The following is an 18,327-nucleotide window of genomic DNA, read 5'->3' as shown; positions in this document are numbered from 1 at the left end:
CGTCGAAGGCGGCGAAGCCGCGCATCTGCGGCGCGCTGCGCACGTCCAGGCGGTAATGCGCCGGATCGGTGTAGGCGCGCAGATGCGCTTCGACGTCGGCGCCGTCCAGCACCAGCGTTTCCACCTCGATCGTCGCCTCGCGCCAGACCACCTGCACCGGTTCGGGCAGGCCTTCCCACTGCACCGCCGTGCGCAGCACATCGTGGCGGCCGATCACCGTCTGCAGCGCTTGCACGAAGCCGTCCAGGCGTTCGCGCGAGTCGAAGGCCAGCGTGGTCGACAGCAGATAGGGGTCGCCCTGCGGGTGCAGCAGGTGATGGAACAGGATGCCTTCCTGCAACGGCGCCAGCGGATAGATGTCCTGGATATTGGCCGCGCCGCCGGGCACCGCATCCACGATGCGCGCCAGTTGCTCGTTATCCAGCGACACCAGCGGCAGCATCTGCGGGGTCAGTTCGGTACAGCCCGGCTCGATGCCGTTGGCCGGCACCGGCACTTCGCGCCAGTCGCGCTGCCGCGCCTGTTCCACCGCCTGCGCCAGCGCCGACAGGGTCGGCTGCGCGAACAAGGTGCGGATATCGGCGTACAGCTGCTGATGGCGCATGCGCTCCATCAACTGCACGGCGAGCAGCGAATGGCCGCCGAGTTCGAAGAAATGATCCTGGCGGCCGACCTGTTCGACCTGCAGCAGCTCGGACCAGATCTTCGCCAGCGCGGTTTCCACCGCGCCCTGCGGCGCTTCATACGCACGTTGCGCGTAGGCGTCGCCTTCCGGCGCCGGCAAGGCGCGGCGGTCGAGCTTGCCGTTCGGCGTCAGCGGCAGGCGCTCCAGCGTCACATAAGCCGCCGGCACCATGTACTCGGGCAGTTCGCGCGCCAGCGCGGCGCGCAGGTCCGCGGTCTGCGGCAACGCATCACCGACCAGATACGCGACCAGGCGCTTGTCGCCCGGGTTGTCTTCACGCGCGTGCACCACCGCTTCGCTGACGCCGGGCAACTTCGCCAGTTGCGCTTCGATCTCGCCCAGCTCGATGCGGAAGCCGCGGATCTTGACCTGATGATCGTTGCGGCCGAGGAACTCGATCGTCCCGTCGGGCAACCAGCGGCCGAGGTCGCCGGTGCGGTACATGCGCGCACCGGCACGGCCGGCGAAGGGATCGTCGAGGAAACGCTCACGTGTCAGTTCGGGGCGATTGAGATAGCCGCGCGCCACGCCGACGCCGCCGATATAAATCTCGCCGGCCACGCCTTCGGGCACCGGTTCGCCGTGCGCGTCGAGCACGTAGATCGACATGTTCGCCAGCGGACGGCCGATAGACAGCGCACTGATCTGCGCCGAGCAATCCACGATGCAGGCGTTGATGGTGGTCTCGGTGGGGCCGTAGGCGTTGGACAGCGCCGGGCGATGACCGTCGCGCGACCACCAGGCTTGCAGGGCAGCCGGACTGACGGTATCGCCGCCGATGATGATCTGACGCAGCCCCGAGGGAATCGCGACGTCGGCGGCTTGCGCCAGCTGTTGCCAGAACAGGGTCGGCAGATTCGCCACGGTCAGCGCGTGTTCCGCGCACAGCGCGCACCACTCGGAAGGGCCGGTGATCCAGGCTTCGGTGCGCAACACCAGGGTCGCGCCGCTGAGCAAGGTGGTGAAGATTTCCTCGACCGACACGTCGAAGGTCGGCGCGACGAACTGCAGGATGCGGTCGCTGGGCTGCAGCGCGTAGTGCGCCTGCAAGGCGGTGATCTGGTTGCACAGGCCGCGATGTTCCACCATCACGCCCTTGGGCTGGCCGGTGGAGCCGGAGGTGTAGATCACATAGGCCAGATGCCCGGCGGTCACGCCCAGCACCGCGGTGTCGAGGTTGCGCTCCGGTGCCGACCGCCATGCCGGCGCGTCGGTATCGATCTCCACCACCGTCAACGACTCGGCCGCGGACAGGTTCGCGCGCACCTCGCTATGGGTCAGCAACACCTTCGGCGCGCTGTCGCTGAGCAGGTAGTTGAGGCGCTCGGAGGGATAGCTGGGGTCCAGCGGCACGTAGGCGCCGCCGGCCTTCAGCACCGCCAGCACCGCCACGACCATGTCCGGGCTGCGCGGCATGCCGATCGCGACCCGATCGTCGGGGCCCACGCCCAGCGTCCTGAGGTGATGCGCCAGGCGATTGGCCCGGGCGTTGAGTTCGGCATAGCTCAGGCGCTGGCCACCCTGCTCCACCGCGGTCGCATCCGGGCTCGCCGCCGCCTGTCGTTCGAACAGTTCGTGGATGCACTGCGCGTGCGGATAGGCGCGAGCGGTGTCGTTCCAGGTCTGCAGCACGTGTTGCCGCTCAGCTGCATCGAGGATCGCGATGCGCTCGATCGGCTGACTGTCGTCCTCGCTCATGCCGCGCAGCAAGGCCTTCAGATACTCGACGTGGCGCAGCATCGTGGCGCGGTCGAACAAGGCGGTGGCGTACTCCAGATTGCCCGCGATCCGGCCGTCCACTTCCTGCAGCCCCAGCGACAGATCGAACTGAGCGCTGCGGTGCTCGCCTTCATCGAGGTCGTGCAGTTGCAGCGCGCCCAGTTCCAGCGCCGGCTGCGGGGTGTTCTGCCAACTGAACATCAGTTGGAACAAGGGGCTGTGTGCCAGCGAACGCGCCGGCTTGAGCGCTTCCACCACTTGTTCGAACGGCACGTCCTGATGGCTCTGCGCCTGCAGCACTTGCTCGCGCACCCGCGCCAGCAGTTCGGCCACGGTCGGGTTTTCGCTCAGGTCCAGGCGCAGCGCCAAGGTATTGACGAAGAAACCGATCAGCGGCTCGACTTCCACGCGCGCACGGTTGGCGACCGGCGTGCCGATCACCACTTCGTCCTGTCCGGCCAGACGCGAGGCCAATGCGCTCCAGGCCGCCAGCAGCGTCATGTACAGCGTGGTGCCGTGCTTGCGCGACAGCGCCCGCAGCGCGTCGCTCAAGCCTTCGTCGAATTCCAGCTCAAGGCTGGCGCCGGCGTATTCCTGCACCGCCGGTCGCGGCCGGTCGCTCGGCAGGGTGATCAGCGCGGGCGCGCCGGTGAGTCGCTCGCGCCAGTACGCCAGCTGCTTCTGCTGCAGATCGCCGCTCAGCCATTGGCGCTGCCACAGCGTGTAGTCGGCGTACTGCACCGGCAAGGCCGGCAGGGGATCGATCCGAGGCGACAGGCTTTCCAGGGCGTAAGCCCGGTACAGCGCGCTCAGTTCCTTGACCAGCACGCCCATCGACCAGCCGTCGGAAACGATGTGATGCAGGGTCAGCAGCAGGACGTGTTCGTCCTCGCTCATGCGCAGCAGGCGGCCGCGGGCCAGCGGGCCGGCGGCGAGATCGAACGGGGTTTCCACTTCGACCCGGCGCCACTGCGCCAGCTCGGCCTGCGGATCGGCGGCGGCGCTGATGTCGTGCCGGCTCAGCGCGAAGACCGCGTTGTCGTCGATGCGCTGCACCGGCTGGCCATCGACCAGTTCGAAATGCGTGCGCAGCGCTTCATGCCGCTGCACGATCCGGTCCAGCGCTGCCTGCAGGGCCTGCGCGTCGAGCGGGCCGCGCAAGCGCAGGCCGCCGGCCATGTGATAGGCGGCGCTGGCCGCTTCGTCCATGCGCGCGATGAACCACAACCGCTGTTGCGCGAACGACAGCGGCAAGGTCCGTGGGCGCTCGCCGGCGATGATGGCAGGCAAGGCCGCGCCTTGCTTGTTCGCGGCGACGCGGGCGAACTCGTGCAACACCGGTTGCGCGAACAGGTCCGACAGCGCGACCTCCAGGTCCAGGCGCTGCTGCAGGCGCGCGGTCATCTGCAGGGCCAGCAGCGAGTGTCCGCCCAGGTCGAAGAAATGATCTTCGCGGCCGACCTGCTCGATCTGCAGCAGCTCGGCCCAGATCTGCGCGATCGCGGTTTCCAGCGGGCCCTGCGGCGCGGCGTAGGCGCGCTGCGCGTAGGCATCGCCTTCCGGCGCCGGCAAGGCGCGGCGGTCGAGCTTGCCGTTGGGCGTCAGCGGCAGGCGCTCCAGCGCCACGTACGCCGCCGGCACCATGTAGTCGGGCAAGGACTGTTGCAGCTGCGCGCGCAGCGCATTGCTGTCCTGCGGTTGTTCGCCGGCGACGTAGTAAGCCACCAGGCGCTTGTCGCCGGTGCCGTCTTCGCGCGCGTGCACCACCGCTTCGCGGATGCCGGGCAGTTGCGCCAGCCGCGCTTCGATTTCGCCCAGTTCGATGCGGAAGCCGCGGATCTTGACCTGATGATCGTTGCGGCCGAGGAATTCGATCGTGCCGTCCGGCAACCAGCGGCCGAGGTCGCCGGTACGGTACATCCGCGCGCCCTCGCGGCCGGCGAAGGGATCGTCGAGGAATCGCTCCGCGGTCAACTCGGGGCGGTTGAGATAGCCGCGCGCCACGCCGGCGCCGCCGACATGGATTTCGCCGGCCACGCCTTCGGGCACGGGTTCGCCGTGCGCGTCGAGCAGATAGATCGTCGTGTTCGCGATCGGACGGCCGATATGGACGATGGCGCCGTTCGCATCGAGACGGCCGGAGGTCGCCACCACCGTCGTTTCGGTCGGGCCGTAATTGTTGATCAGTTCGTACGGCAGATCGTGATCGGGCAGACGGCTGAGACGGTCGCCGCCGGTCAGCAGGCTGCGCAGCGGCTTGCCCGGTTGCGCACGGCCGAGGGCGATTTCGGCCAATGCGGTGACCAGGAAGCTGCTGTGCAGATCCTGCGATTCCCACCACTGCAGCAACTTCATCGGATCGCCGACGGTGTCGCGCGGCGGCAGCGCCAAGGTCGCGCCCATGTTCAGCGCCGGCCAGATTTCCCAGGTGCAGGCATCGAAGGCGACGCCGGCGGTGCTGGCCGTGCGTTCGCCCGGCTGCAGCGGGAAGCTTTCGCTGTGCCAGTGGATCAGGTTCGCCAGATTGGCGTGTTCGACCATCACGCCCTTGGGTTGGCCGGTGGAACCTGAGGTGTAGATGACGTAGGCGAGATTGTTCGCGCTCAGGCCGGCCGGATCGAGGTTCTGCGCCGGGTACGACTGCCACGCCGAAGCGTCGCGATCCACTTCCAGCACCGCGAGCGAATCGCCGGCCGGCAAGTGATCACGCACCTCGCTATGCGTCAGCAGCGCCTTCGGCGCGCTGTCGCCGAGCATGTAGCCCAAGCGCTCGGACGGATACGCCGGGTCCAGCGGCACGTAGGCGCCGCCGGCCTTGAGTACCGCCAGCAGGCTGACGACGAGGTCAAGGCTGCGCGGCATGCCGATGGCGACGCGATCGTCCGCGCCGACGCCCAGCGTTCTAAGGTGATGCGCAAGCCGATTGGCGCGCGCATTGAGTTCGGCATAGCTCAGCGAGTATCCATCCTGCTCCGCCGCGATCGCCTCTGGCGTACGCACAGCCTGCTGTTCGAACAGCTGATGCGCGCACAGCCCTTGCGGATAGCCGCGCTGCGTGGCGTTGTGCGCTTCCAGCACCTGCCGCCGCTCGCCATCGGCCAGCAACGCGATGCGATCCACCGACTGGCTGTCGTCGCCGGCCATGCCGCGCAACAGCGCCTTCAAGTACTCGACATGCCGCGCCATCGTGGCGCGGTCGAACAAGGCCGTGGCGAATCCGAGGCTGCCGACGATGCGTCCGCCGACGTCCTGCAAGCCCAGCGACAGATCGAACTGGGCGCTGCGACGCTCTTGTTCCGGCAGCGCCTGCAGTTGCAGATCGCCCAGCCGCACCGCGTCGCCGTCGGAGGCGTTGTGCCAGGTGAACATGAGCTGGAACAAGGGCGTATGCGCCATCGAGCGCGCCGGCTTCAGCACTTCCACCACTTGCTCGAACGGCACGTCCTGATGCGCTTGCGCCTGCAGCACCTGCTCGCGCACCCGCGCCAGCAGTTCGGCCACGCTCGGGCTGCCGCTCAGGTCCAGGCGCAGCGCCAGGGTGTTGACGAAGAAGCCGATCAGCGGCTCCACTTCGACCCGGGTGCGGTTGGCGACCGGCGTGCCGATCACCACCTCGTCCTGTCCGGCCAGACGCGAAGCCAACGCGCTCCAGGCCGCGAGCAAGGTCATGTACAGCGTGGTGCCGTGCTTGCGCGACAGCGCTCGCAGCGCTTCGCTCAAGTCTTCATCCAGCTCCAGATCGAGGCTGGCGCCGGCGTATTCCTGCACCGCCGGCCGCGGCCGGTCGGTCGGCAGCGTGATCAAGGCCGGCGCGCCGTCCAGTTGCTCGCGCCAATAGGCCTGCTGCTTGAGTTGCACTTCGCCGCTCAACCATTGGCGCTGCCACAGCGCGTAGTCGGCGTACTGGATCGGCAAGGCCGGCAGCGGATCGGTCTGCGCCGGCACGCCTTCGAGCGCATAGGCGCGATACAGCGCGCTCAACTCGTCGATCAGCACTCCCATCGACCAACCGTCGGAGACGATGTGGTGCAAGGTCAGCAGCAACACGTGTTCGTCTTCGCCCAGCCGCAGCAGGCGTCCACGCGCCAGCGGGCCGGCGGCCAGGTCGAACGGCGTTTGAGTTTCGATATCGATCCAATGCGCGAGCTGGCCCTGCGCATCGGCCTGCCCGCTCAGATCGTGGCGCAACAGGCTGAAGCGGCCATCCTCGGCGATGCGCTGCATCGGCTGACCATCGACCGGTGCGAAGCGGGTGCGCAGGGTTTCGTGGCGCTGCACGATGCGGTCCAGCACGGCCTGCAGCGCGTCCGCATCGAGCGGGCCGCGCAGGCTGAAATGGACCGGAACGTGGTAAGCCGCGCTGGCCTGCTCGCCCATCTGGCTGATCAGCCACAGGCGTTGCTGGGCGAACGACGACGGCCACTGCGTCGGGCCGCCCGCGCGCGGCGCGATCGCGTCCTGGCGCGCGCCGTCGTTTTTGGAAATCCGCGCCGCTTTCGCCCGCGCCAGCAGCGCCTCGCGTTGCGCGCGGCTCATCTGATCCATCGAAGAGGTCGTCATGACGCTAAGCCTTTTTCCAAGTCGTGCCCTGCGAGGAGGGCCTGGATTTCCTGCGGATCGAAGGTCGATAGTTCGTAATCGACGATGACCCCCGAAAGCGCGGACAGGGTCGGGTTCGAGAACACTTCCGCCAACGGAATGTCCAGCTCCCATTCGCGGCGGATGCGCGAGACCAGTTGCGTCGCCATCAGCGAATGGCCGCCGATTTCGAAGAAGTCGTCGTGGCGCCCCACTCGCGGCAGTTTCAGCAACTCCATCCACACCGCGGCAAGGTTGTTCTCGATATCGCCCTGCGGTTCTTCATAGCGCTGCTGCGCGTAGGCATCGCCCTCCGGCGCCGGCAAGGCGCGGCGGTCGAGCTTGCCGTTGGGCGTCAGCGGCAAGCGCTCCAGGGCCATGTAGGCGGCCGGCACCATGTACTCGGGCAACTCCTGCGCCAGCGCCGCGCGCAGTTCCGCGGTCTGCGGCAACGCCTCGCCGACCAGGTACGCGACCAGGCGCTTGTCGCCCGGACTGTCTTCGCGCGCATGCACCACCGCTTCGCGCACGCCCGGCAGCTTGGCCAGCCGCGCTTCGATCTCGCCCAGTTCGATGCGGAAACCGCGGATCTTGACCTGATGGTCGTTGCGGCCGAGGAACTCGATCGTGCCGTCCGCCAACCAGCGGCCGAGATCGCCGGTGCGGTACATCCGCGCGCCCTCGCGGCCGGCGAAGGGATCGTCGAGGAAACGTTCCGCGGTCAGCTCCGGACGGTTGAGATAGCCGCGCGCCACGCTGGCGCCGCCGATATGGATCTCGCCGGCCACACCTTGCGGCACCGGTTCGCCATGGGCATCGAGCAGATAGATCGAAGTGTTGGCGATCGGCCGGCCGATGTGCACCACCTTATCGTCGCAGCGCAGACGGCCGGAGGTCGCGACCACCGTGGTTTCGGTCGGGCCGTAGTTGTTGATCAGCTCGTAAGGCAGATCGCGCTCGGGCAGACGGTTGAGGCGATCGCCGCCGGTCAGCAGGCTGCGCAGCGATTGGCCCGGTTGCGCGCGGCCCAGTTGAATCTCGGCCAGCGCGGTGACCAGGAAACTGCTGTGCAGGTCCTGCGATTCCCACCACTGCAGCAACTTCATCGGATCGCCGACCGTGTCGCGCGGCGACAGGGCCAAGGTCGCGCCCATGCTCAGCGCCGGCCACACTTCCCAGGTGCAGGCGTCGAAGGCGATGCCGGCGGTGCTGGCCGTGCGTTCGCCCGGCTGCAGCGGGAAGGTTTCGCTGTGCCAGTTGACCAGATTCGCCAGATTGGCGCGTTCCACCATCACGCCCTTGGGCTGACCGGTGGAGCCCGAGGTGTAGATGACGTAGGCGAGATGGTTCGCGGTGATGCCGAGCGCGGCCGGATCGGGATCGGCGTCGGACAGGCTCTGCCACGATGCCGAAGCATCGTCCACCAGCACCACGCTGGCGGTCATCAGAGCGCGGCTCGCGGGGAGTTGCTCTTCCAGGCTCGCCTGGGTCAGCACCACCTTGGGCCGGCTGTCGTCGAGCATGAAGGCCAGGCGTTCGGACGGATACTGCGGGTCCAGCGGCACGTAGGCGCCGCCGGCCTTCAGCGTAGCCAGCATCGCCACCACCAACTGCGGGCCGCGTTCGAGCAACAAGGCCACGCGCTGGTCCGGACGCACGCCGAGCGCGACCAGATGATGAGCCAGACGATTGGCCCGCGCATTGAGCTCGGCATAGCTCAGATCGCCGTCTTCGTGCGTCAATGCCGTCACCGCGCCGGCCTGCTGCGCCTGCGCCTGCACGCGCTGAACCACGCCGACACCATGCGGATACGGCCGCCGGGTGTCGTTCCATTCCTCCAGCACCTGACGGCGCTCGCCCGGCGACAGCAGCGACAAGCGGCCGATGCGGCGTGCATCGCCGTCGACCATCTCGCGCAGCAGCGTCTGCCAATGCCGGCTCCAGCGCTGCACCGTCTGCGCATCGAACAGCGCCGCGGCGTAGACCACCGAGCATTCGATGCGATCGCCGATTTCGGTCGCCGACCACCACACGTCGATCTGCGCGGCGGTGTTCTCGTGCGCGATCGGGGTGATCTCCATGCCCGGCAGGCGCAGCGCGCCCTCGGGCGTGTTCTGCATGACGAACGCGACCTGATACAGCGGCGTATGGGCGAGGCTGCGCGCCGGCTTGACCGCCTCGACCACTTGCTGGAACGGCACATCGTTATGCGCCTGCGCCGCCAGCGCGGTCTTGCGGATGCGCGCCAGCAGTTCGGCCACGCTGGGCTCGCCGGACAAATCGATGCGCAGTGCCAGAGTGTTGACGAAGAAGCCGATCAGCGGCTCGACCTCGGCATGGCTGCGATTGACGCCGGCGGTGCCGATGACCAGATCTTCCTGGCCGGACAGACGCCCGAGCATCGCCGCCCAGGCGGCCAGCAAGGTCATGTACAAGGTGGTGCCGTGACGCTTGCTCAACTCGCGCAGGCCCTGGCTCAGGCCGGGGTCGAGTTCGAAGGTGAAGGTGCCGCCGGTGAGGTCCTGCAGCGCCGGCCGCGGCCGGTCGGTGGGCAGTTCCAGCAGCGTCGGCGCGTCGTGCAGATGCTCGCGCCAGAAGTCCACCTGCCGTTGCAACACCGCGCCTTGCAGCCACTGGCGTTGCCAGACGGCGTAGTCGGCGTACTGCACCGGCAGCGGCCGCAAGGGATCGTCCTGCGGCGCCACGCCATCGACCGCATAGGCGCGGTACAGCTCGCCGAGTTCGCGCATCAACACGCTCATCGACCAACCGTCGGAGACGACGTGATGCACGGTCAGCAACAGAATGTGGTCCTGATCGCCCAGGCGCAGCAGGCGGCCGCGAATCAGCGGGCCGGCGCCGAGGTCGAAGGCCTCATGGGCTTCGATCTGACTCCAATGCGCCACCTGTGCGTCCAGATCGCCGGCGCCGCTCAGATCGTGGCGGACCAAGCTGAAGCGGCCGTGCGCGGCGATGCATTGCACCGGCTGGCCGTCTTCCAGGCCGAAGCAGGTGCGCAGCACTTCGTGGCGCTGGACGATGCGGTCCAGCGCGGCCTGCAGCGCTTGTTCGTCCAGGCGGCCGTGCAAGCGCAGGCCGCCGGGTACGTGATAAGCCGCGTTCGCTTCCTCGCCCATCTGCGCGAGGAACCACAAGCGCTGCTGGGCGAACGACAGCGGCACCGCCGACGGCCGCTGGCCGGTGCGGATCGCCGGCAAAGTGCTGGTTTCGGCCTGCCGCACCAATTCGGCGAGTTCGCACAGCACCGGGCTGCCGAACACGCTCGCCAGTTCCAGTTCCTGCCCCAGGCGTTGGCGCACGCGCGAGGTCAGCTGCATCGCCAACAGCGAGTGCCCGCCGATTTCGAAGAAATGATCGCGGCGCCCCACCCGCTCGATCCGCAGCAGCTCGGTCCAGATGTCGGCGAGCACGGTTTCGATCTCGCCCTGCGGCGCTTCGTACTCGCGCTGGATGTAGGCATCGCCGTCGGGCGACGGCAGCGCCTTGCGATCGAGCTTGCCGTTGGGCGTCAGCGGCCACGCCTGCAAGGTCACGAACGCCGACGGCACCATGTATTCGGGCAGCGCCTTGCTCAGCGCGATGCGCAGCTCCTGCGCTTCGGGCACCGCCGGCCCCAGCAGATACGCGACCAGGCGCTTGTCGCCCGGGCTGTCTTCGCGCGGCAACACGATCGCTTCCTGCACGCCCGGCAGACGCGTCAGCTGGGTTTCGATTTCGCCCAGTTCGATGCGGAAACCGCGCAGTTTCACCTGCGCATCGTTGCGGCCGAGGAATTCCAGCACGCCGTCGGCGCGCCAGCGGGCCAGATCGCCGCTCTTGTAGACGCGCGCGCCCGGCTCGTCCGCGAACGGATCGTCGAGGAAGCGCTCGCGGGTCAGCTCGGCGCGATTGAGATAACCGCGCGCCACGCCGGTGCCGCCGATATGGATCTCGCCGGTGACGCCGACCGGCACCGGTTCGCCGTGGCCATCGAGCAGATAGATTTTCGCATTGGCGATGGGCCGGCCGATCGGCGGATGGCCGTCCTCGCCGATGTCGCAGGCGTGGAAGGTCGCCCAGATGGTCGACTCGGTCGGGCCGTAGGCATTGACGAAGCGGCGCCCTTGCGACCAGCGCTCGACCAGGGCCTGGGGACAGGCATCGCCGGCCACGACCAGAGTGCGCACGCTGGCCAGATCCTGCGGCTGCTCCAGCGTCATCAGCACCGCCGGCGTCAGGGTGACGTGGGTGATCGCGTGCTCGCGCACGGCCCGCGCCAGCACCGCGCCGGCCAGCAATTCGCCGGGCGCGGGCAAGTACAGGATGGAGGCATGGCACAGCGCCATGACGATTTCGAACACGCTCGCATCGAAGCTGAGCGAGGCGCACTGCAGCACGCGGCTGCCCGCGTCCACCGCCAGCGCATCGGACTGCGCGGCGACCAGGTTGCACAGGCCGCGGTGCGGCACCATCACGCCCTTGGGCTTGCCGGTGGAGCCGGAGGTGTAGATGACGTAGGCCAGATGATCGCAAGTCAGGCCCAGCGCCACCGGATCGGGATCGGCATCGGACAACTCCCGCCACGGCGCGGACGGATCGTCGAGCTCGACCACGCTCGCGGTCATCAGCGCGCGGCTGGCCGGCAGACGTTCCTGCACGCTGGCCTGGGTCAGCACCACCTTCGGACGGCTGTCGTCGAGCATGAAGGCCAGACGATCGGGCGGATACTGCGTATCCAGCGGCACGTAGGCGCCGCCGGCCTTCAGCGTGGCCAGCATCGCCACGATCAGGTCGGCGCCGCGCTCCATCGCCAGGGCGACGCGATGGTCGGGACGCACGCCCAACGCGATCAGGTGATGGGCCAGACGGTTGGCGCGCGCGTTGAGTTCGGCATAGCTCAGGCGCTGGCCTTCGCATACCAGCGCGGTCGCGGCGCCGTCGCCGGCGGCCTGCGCTTGGAACCAGGCATGCACGTGCTGGTGTGGCGGCAACGGCCGCGCGGTGTCGTTCCAGTCGAGCAGCACCTGATCGCGCTGCGCCGGCGACAACAACGGCAACCGGCTCACGGCCTGGGCCTGATCGGCGACCATCGCCCGCAGCAATACTTGCCAATGGCCGATCCAGCGCTCGATCGTGTCCGCGTCGAACAAGGACGTGGCGAACACCACTTCGCACTGCAGATCATCGTGCGCTTGCGTGATCGACCACCACAGGTCGGTCTGCGCGCGGGTGACGTGCGAGGCCAGCGCTTCGACCTGCAGATCGGCCAGGCGCAGGTTTTCCTCGGCCTCGTTCTGCATGACGAACACGACCTGGTACAAGGGCGTGTAGGCCAGGCTGCGCACCGGCTTGAGGGTTTCCACCACCTGCTCGAACGGCAGATCGATATTGGCCTGCGCGGCCAGCGTGGTGGTCCGCGCCTGCGCCAGCAACTGCGCCACGCTAGGGTCATCGGACAGATCGAAGCGCAGCGCCAGGGTGTTGACGAACATCCCGATCAGCGGTTCGAGTTCGGTGTGATTGCGATTGACCATCGGCGTGCCGACGACCAGATCGCTCTGACCCGACAGACGGCTCAGCAAGGCCGCCCACGCCGCCAGCAGAGTCATGTACAAGGTCGTGCCGTGGCGCTGGCTCAACGCATGCAGCTCGCGGCTCAGGTCGGCGTCGATGCTGAAGCGGCGGCTTTCGCCGGCATGCTCCTGCACCGGCGGACGCGCGCGGTCGGTCGGCAATTCCAGCAGGCCCGGCGCGCCCTGCAGATGTTCGCGCCAATAGTTCTGCTGGTTGTGCAGCAAGGCGCCGTCGAGCCAGCGGCGTTGCCATACGGCGTAGTCGGCGTATTGCACCGGCAGCCCCGGCAGCGGATCGACCTGGGTCGGCACGCCCTCCAGCGAATAGGCCCGGTACAGCGCGTCGAGTTCCTCGATCAGCACGCCCATCGACCAACCGTCGGAGACGATGTGGTGCAGGGTCAGCAGCAGCACATGCTCGCGCTTGCCCAGGCGCAGCAGGCGTCCGCGGATCAGCGGGCCTTGGTCCAGGTGGAACGGTTCTTGCGCTTCGAGTTGGCGCCAGTGCGTCAGTTCGGCCTGCGGATCGGCGCTGGCGCTGAGGTCCTGGCGGGTCAGCGCGAACACCGCATCCTCGGCGATGCGCTGCACCGGCTCGCCTTCCACCAGCTCGAAGTACGTGCGCAAGGCTTCGTGGCGCTGCACGATCCGCTGCAACGAGGCCTGCAACGCGGCCTCGTCCAGATCGCCCGACAGGCGCAGACCCAACGGAATGTGATGCGCGGCACTGGCTTGTTCGCCCATCTGGGCGATGAACCACAACCGCTGTTGCGCGAACGACAGCGGAATCAGCGGCGGGCGCTCGCCGCCGAGCAAGGCCGGCATGTCGGCGTGGCCGGCCTGCGCCAGGGTCCGGGCGAACTCGCACAGCACCGGCGTTGCGAACAAGTCCGGCAGCGACACGCTCAGCTTCAGGCGTTGGCTGACCCGCGACAGCAGGCGCATCGCCAGCAGCGAGTGTCCGCCCAGGTCGAAGAAATGATCGCGCCGGCCCACGCGCGGCACTTGCAGCAGCTCGGCCCAGATTTGCGCCAGCGCGGTTTCCACCTCGCCCTGCGGTTCTTCGAAGGCGCGTTGCGCGTAGGCGTCGCCGTCCGGCGCCGGCAAGGCGTGACGGTCCAGCTTGCCGTTCGGCGTCAGCGGCAGTTGCGCCAGCAGCACATACGCCGCCGGCACCATGTAGTCGGGCAGATCGCGGGCCAGGGCGGCGCGCAGGTCGGCGCTGGGCGCGATGCCCTCGCCCACCAGGTACGCGACCAGGCGCTTGTCGCCGGGGCTGTCTTCGCGCGCGTGCACCACCGCTTCGCGGATGCCGGGCAGCTTTGCCAGTTGCGCTTCGATCTCGCCCAGTTCGATGCGGAAGCCGCGGATCTTGACTTGATGATCGTTGCGGCCGAGGAATTCGATCGTGCCGTCGGGCAACCAGCGGCCGAGGTCGCCGGTGCGGTACATCCGAGCGCCCTCGCGGCCGGCGAAGGGATCGTCGAGGAAGCGTTCCGCGGTCAACTCCGGACGATTGAGATAGCCGCGCGCCACGCCGGCGCCGCCGACATGGATTTCGCCGGCCACGCCTTCGGGCACGGGTTCGCCGTGCGCGTCGAGCAGATAGATCGTCGTGTTCGCGATCGGACGGCCGATATGGACGATGGCGCCGTTCGCATCGAGACGGCCGGAGGTCGCCACCACCGTGGTTTCGGTCGGGCCGTAATTGTTGATCAATTCGTACGGCAGGTCGTGATCGGGCAGACGGCTGAGGCGGTCGCCGCCGGTCAGCAGGCTGCGCAGCGGCTTGCCCGGTTGCGCGCGGCCGAGGGCGATTTCGGCCAATGCGGTGACCAGGAAGCTGCTGTGCAGATCCTGCGCTTCCCACCACTGCAGCAGCTTCATCGGATCGCCGGCGGTGTCGCGCGGCGGCAGCGCCAAGGTTGCACCCATGTTCAGCGCCGGCCAGATTTCCCAGGTGCAGGCGTCGAAGGCGACGCCGGCGGTGCTGGCCGTGCGTTCGCCCGGCTGCAGCGGGAAGCTGTCGCTGTGCCAGTGGATCAGGTTCGCCAGATTGGCGTGTTCGACCATCACGCCCTTGGGCTGGCCGGTGGAACCTGAGGTGTAGATGACGTAGGCGAGGTGGTTCGCGCTCAGGCCCAACTCGGCCGGATCGAGGTTTTGCGCCGGGTACGACTGCCACGCCGAAGCGTCGCGATCCACGTCCAGCACCGCTAGCGAATCGCCGGCCGGCAAGTGATCGCGCACTTCGCTATGCGTCAGCAGCACCTTCGGCGCGCTGTCGTCGAGCATGTAGCCCAAGCGCTCGGACGGGTACGCCGGGTCCAGCGGCACGTAGGCGCCGCCGGCCTTCAGCACCGCCAGCAGGCTGACGACGAGGTCAAGGCTGCGCGGCATGCCGATGGCGACGCGATCGTCCGCGCCGACGCCCAACGTTCTGAGGTGATGCGCAAGCCGGTTCGCCCGCGCATTGAGTTCGGCATAGCTCAACGAGTGTCCATCCTGCTCCGCCGCGATCGCCTCTGGCGTGCGCACAGCCTGCTGTTCGAACAGCCGATGCGCGCACAGCCCTTGCGAGTAGTCGCGCTGCGTGGCGTTGTGCGCTTCCAGCACTTGTTGCCGCTCGGTCTGCGCCAGCACGCCGATCCGCCATGCGGGCGTTTCCGGCGCATGCTCCAGCGCATCCACCAGTTGTTCCAGCACCCGGTGCATGTAGTCGCCGATGCGCTGCGCGTCGATCTTCGAGGTGATCTGCAGGCCCAGGTGGAAATCCTGCCCCTGATCGTCCACCGACAGGTTGAAGGCATAGTTGGTCCGCTCCTTGAAATCGAGCAGCTCAACGCCTTCGCCCCAACCCAGCTCCAGATCGATACCCAAGGCGCCTGCGCTGTAGTGGTAATTCAACAGCGCCGAGAACAGCGGCGTGGACGACGGCAATGCGCTGCAGCGCTGCGCCAGCGCCAGCGGCGCGTGTTCGTGCCAGACCAGTTGCGACAGGCTGGCGTGGGTGCGGCGGATGCTCTCGCGCACGCTCGCCTCGCCCAGGCGGATGCGCACCGGCAAGGTGTTGATGAACAAGCCCATCGCGCGATCCGCGCGCGAGCCGCCGTGCATGCGTCCGAACAGCACCGTGCCGAACACCACGTCCTCTTGTCCGGTGGTCTTCGCCAGCACCTGGCCCCAGGCCCAGTGGAATACGCTCGCCGCGCTTACACCCAAGGCCTTCACCTGCGCGCGGATGCGGCGCGAAAGGTCGCTGTCGACCGCGCGATGCGCCTCGCGGATGTCCTGGCCGCCGCCCTGCACGTCCTTCAAGCCGAACGGCGCGGTCGGTTCCTCGACATCGCCGAGCATCTCGCGGAAATACTGCTCGTGCTCCTGCACGCTCACGCCCAGGCGCGCCTGGGCGACGAAATCGCGGAACGGCACCGGCTCGGACAGTTCGTCGCCGCGGCCGCTCTGGATCAGGGCCAGTTCCTGCATCAGCAGGTCGCTGGTGATGTGGTCCATGATCAGGTGGTGCTGCAACAGCACCAGCAGCCAACGCTGCTGGCTGGCGTCGAAGGCGGCGAAGCCGCGCATCTGCGGCGCGCTGCGCACGTCCAGGCGGTAATGCGCCGGATCGGTGTAGGCGCGCAGATGCGCTTCGACGTCGGCGCCGTCCAGCACCAGCGTTTCCACCTCGATCGTCGCTTCACGCCAGACCACCTGCACCGGTTCGGGCAGGCCTTCCCACTGCACCGCCGTGCGCAGCACATCGTGGCGGTCGATCACCGTCTGCAGCGCTTGCACGAAGCCGTCCAGGCGCTCGCGCGAGTCGAAGGCCAGCGTGGTCGACAGCAGATAGGGATCGCCCTGCGGGTGCAGCAGGTGATGGAACAGGATGCCTTCCTGCAACGGCGCCAGCGGATAGATGTCCTGGATATTGCCCGCGCCGCCGGGCACCGCATCCACGATGCGCGCCAATTGCTCGTTATCCAGCGACACCAGCGGCAGCATCTGCGGGGTCAGTTCGGTACAGCCCGGCTCGATGCCGTTGGCCGGCACCGGCACTTCGCGCCAGTCGCGCTGCCGTGCCTGTTCCACCGCCTGCGCCAACGCCGACAGGGTCGGCTGCGCGAACAGCGTGCGGATATCGGCGTACAGCTGCTGATGGCGCATGCGCTCCATCAACTGCACGGCGAGCAGCGAATGGCCCCCGAGTTCGAAGAAATGATCCTGGCGGCCGACTTGTTCGACTTGCAGCAGCTCGGACCAGATCTGCGCCAGCGCGGTTTCCACTGCGCCCTGCGGCGCTTCATACACACGTTGCGCGTAGGCGTCGCCTTCCGGCGCCGGCAAGGCGCGGCGGTCGAGCTTGCCGTTCGGCGTCAGCGGCAGGCGCTCCAGCGTCACATAAGCCGCCGGCACCATGTACTCGGGCAGTTCGCGCGCCAGCGCGGCACGCAGGTCCGCGGTCTGCGGCAACGCCTCGCCCACCAGATACGCGACCAGGCGCTTGTCGCCCGGGCTGTCTTCGCGCGCGTGCACCACCGCTTCGCTGACGCCGGGCAGCTTCGCCAGTTGCGCTTCGATCTCGCCCAGCTCGATGCGGAAGCCGCGGATCTTGACCTGATCGTCATTACGGCCGAGGAACTCGATCGTCCCGTCGGGCAACCAGCGGCCGAGGTCGCCGGTGCGGTACATGCGCGCACCGGCACGGCCGGCGAAGGGATCGGCCAGGAAACGCTCGCGTGTCAGTTCGGGGCGATTGAGATAGCCGCGTGCCACGCTCGCGCCGCCGATATGGATTTCGCCGATGTCGCCTTCGGTCACCTGCGCTCCGTCTGTGTCCAGCAGATAGATCGAGGTGTTGGCGATCGGACGGCCGATGTGCAGCACCTTGTCGTCAGCGCGCACGCGGCCGGAGGTGGCCACCACCGTGGTTTCGGTCGGGCCGTAATTGTTGATCAGCTCATACGGCAGATCCTTGCCGGGCAGACGGCTCAGACGATCGCCGCCGGTCAGCAGCCGGCGCAGCGGCTTGCCCGGCTGCGCGCGCGCCATCGCCATCTCGGCGAACGCGGTGACCAGAAAGCTGCTGTGCAGATCCTGCGACTGCCACCATTGCAGCAACGCCACCGGATCGCCGGCGAGCGCGGCCGGCGCCAAAACCAGCGTGGCGCCCATGCACAAGGTCGGCCAGATTTCCCATGCGCAGGCATCGAAGGCCAGTCCCGCCATGCACGAACTGCGTTCGTTGCGCTGCAGCGCAAACGCCTGGCAGTGCCACTCGATCAGGTTGCGCAGATTGCGGTGCTCAACCATCACGCCCTTGGGCTGACCGGTGGAGCCGGAGGTGTAGATCACGTACGCCAGATGCTCATGCGCGGCGCCGGATTCCTCGCGCGCGAGATCGTGCGACGGCAGCAGCTCCCACGGGTGGTTCGGCTGATCCAGCGCGACGGCGATCGGCCCGGCCGGCACGGACGCGAAATCGTCCTGCGCCTGCATGGTCAGCAAGATCCTGGCGCCGCTGTCGGCGACCATGTAGTTCAGTCTTTCGCGCGGATAGGCCGGATCCAGCGGCAGATAAGCCGCGCCCGCCTTGGTCACAGCGAGCATCGCGATGATCATTTCCGCACAGCGCGGCATGCAGATGGCGACGCGATCGTCGGGATCGATACCGAGCCCGCGAAGGTAGCGCGCCAGCCGATTGGCGCGCATGTTCACTTCCGCATAGCTCAGATCGCGTCCGTCGTGATGGATCGCGATACTCGATGGGGCCAA

2 protein-coding genes (1 of these 2 running past the window's edge) are annotated in these 18,327 nt (G+C 68.0%); both read right to left on the bottom strand.

Features of this window, described 5'->3' with window-relative positions:
* A protein-coding gene (locus tag LG3211_RS11185; protein ID WP_057942916.1) for a non-ribosomal peptide synthetase crosses the window boundary here: on the bottom strand, positions 1-6,964 show its start. Its footprint begins 18,617 nt before the window's first position; only the first 6,964 of its 25,581 coding nucleotides appear in the window; the start codon lies at positions 6,962-6,964; the stop codon falls past the left edge of the window.
* A complete protein-coding gene (locus LG3211_RS11180) occupies positions 6,961-18,327 on the bottom strand; it encodes a non-ribosomal peptide synthetase (protein WP_057942915.1) in 11,367 nt (3,788 codons plus the stop codon). Before LG3211_RS11180 ends, LG3211_RS11185 begins: the two co-directional genes overlap by 4 nt.

This window comes from Lysobacter gummosus (assembly GCF_001442805.1).
GTDB classification, from domain to species: Bacteria; Pseudomonadota; Gammaproteobacteria; order Xanthomonadales; family Xanthomonadaceae; genus Lysobacter; species Lysobacter gummosus.
Note: the sequence above shows the minus strand (reverse complement) of the source record. Positions and strands in the feature narration are given on the sequence as shown.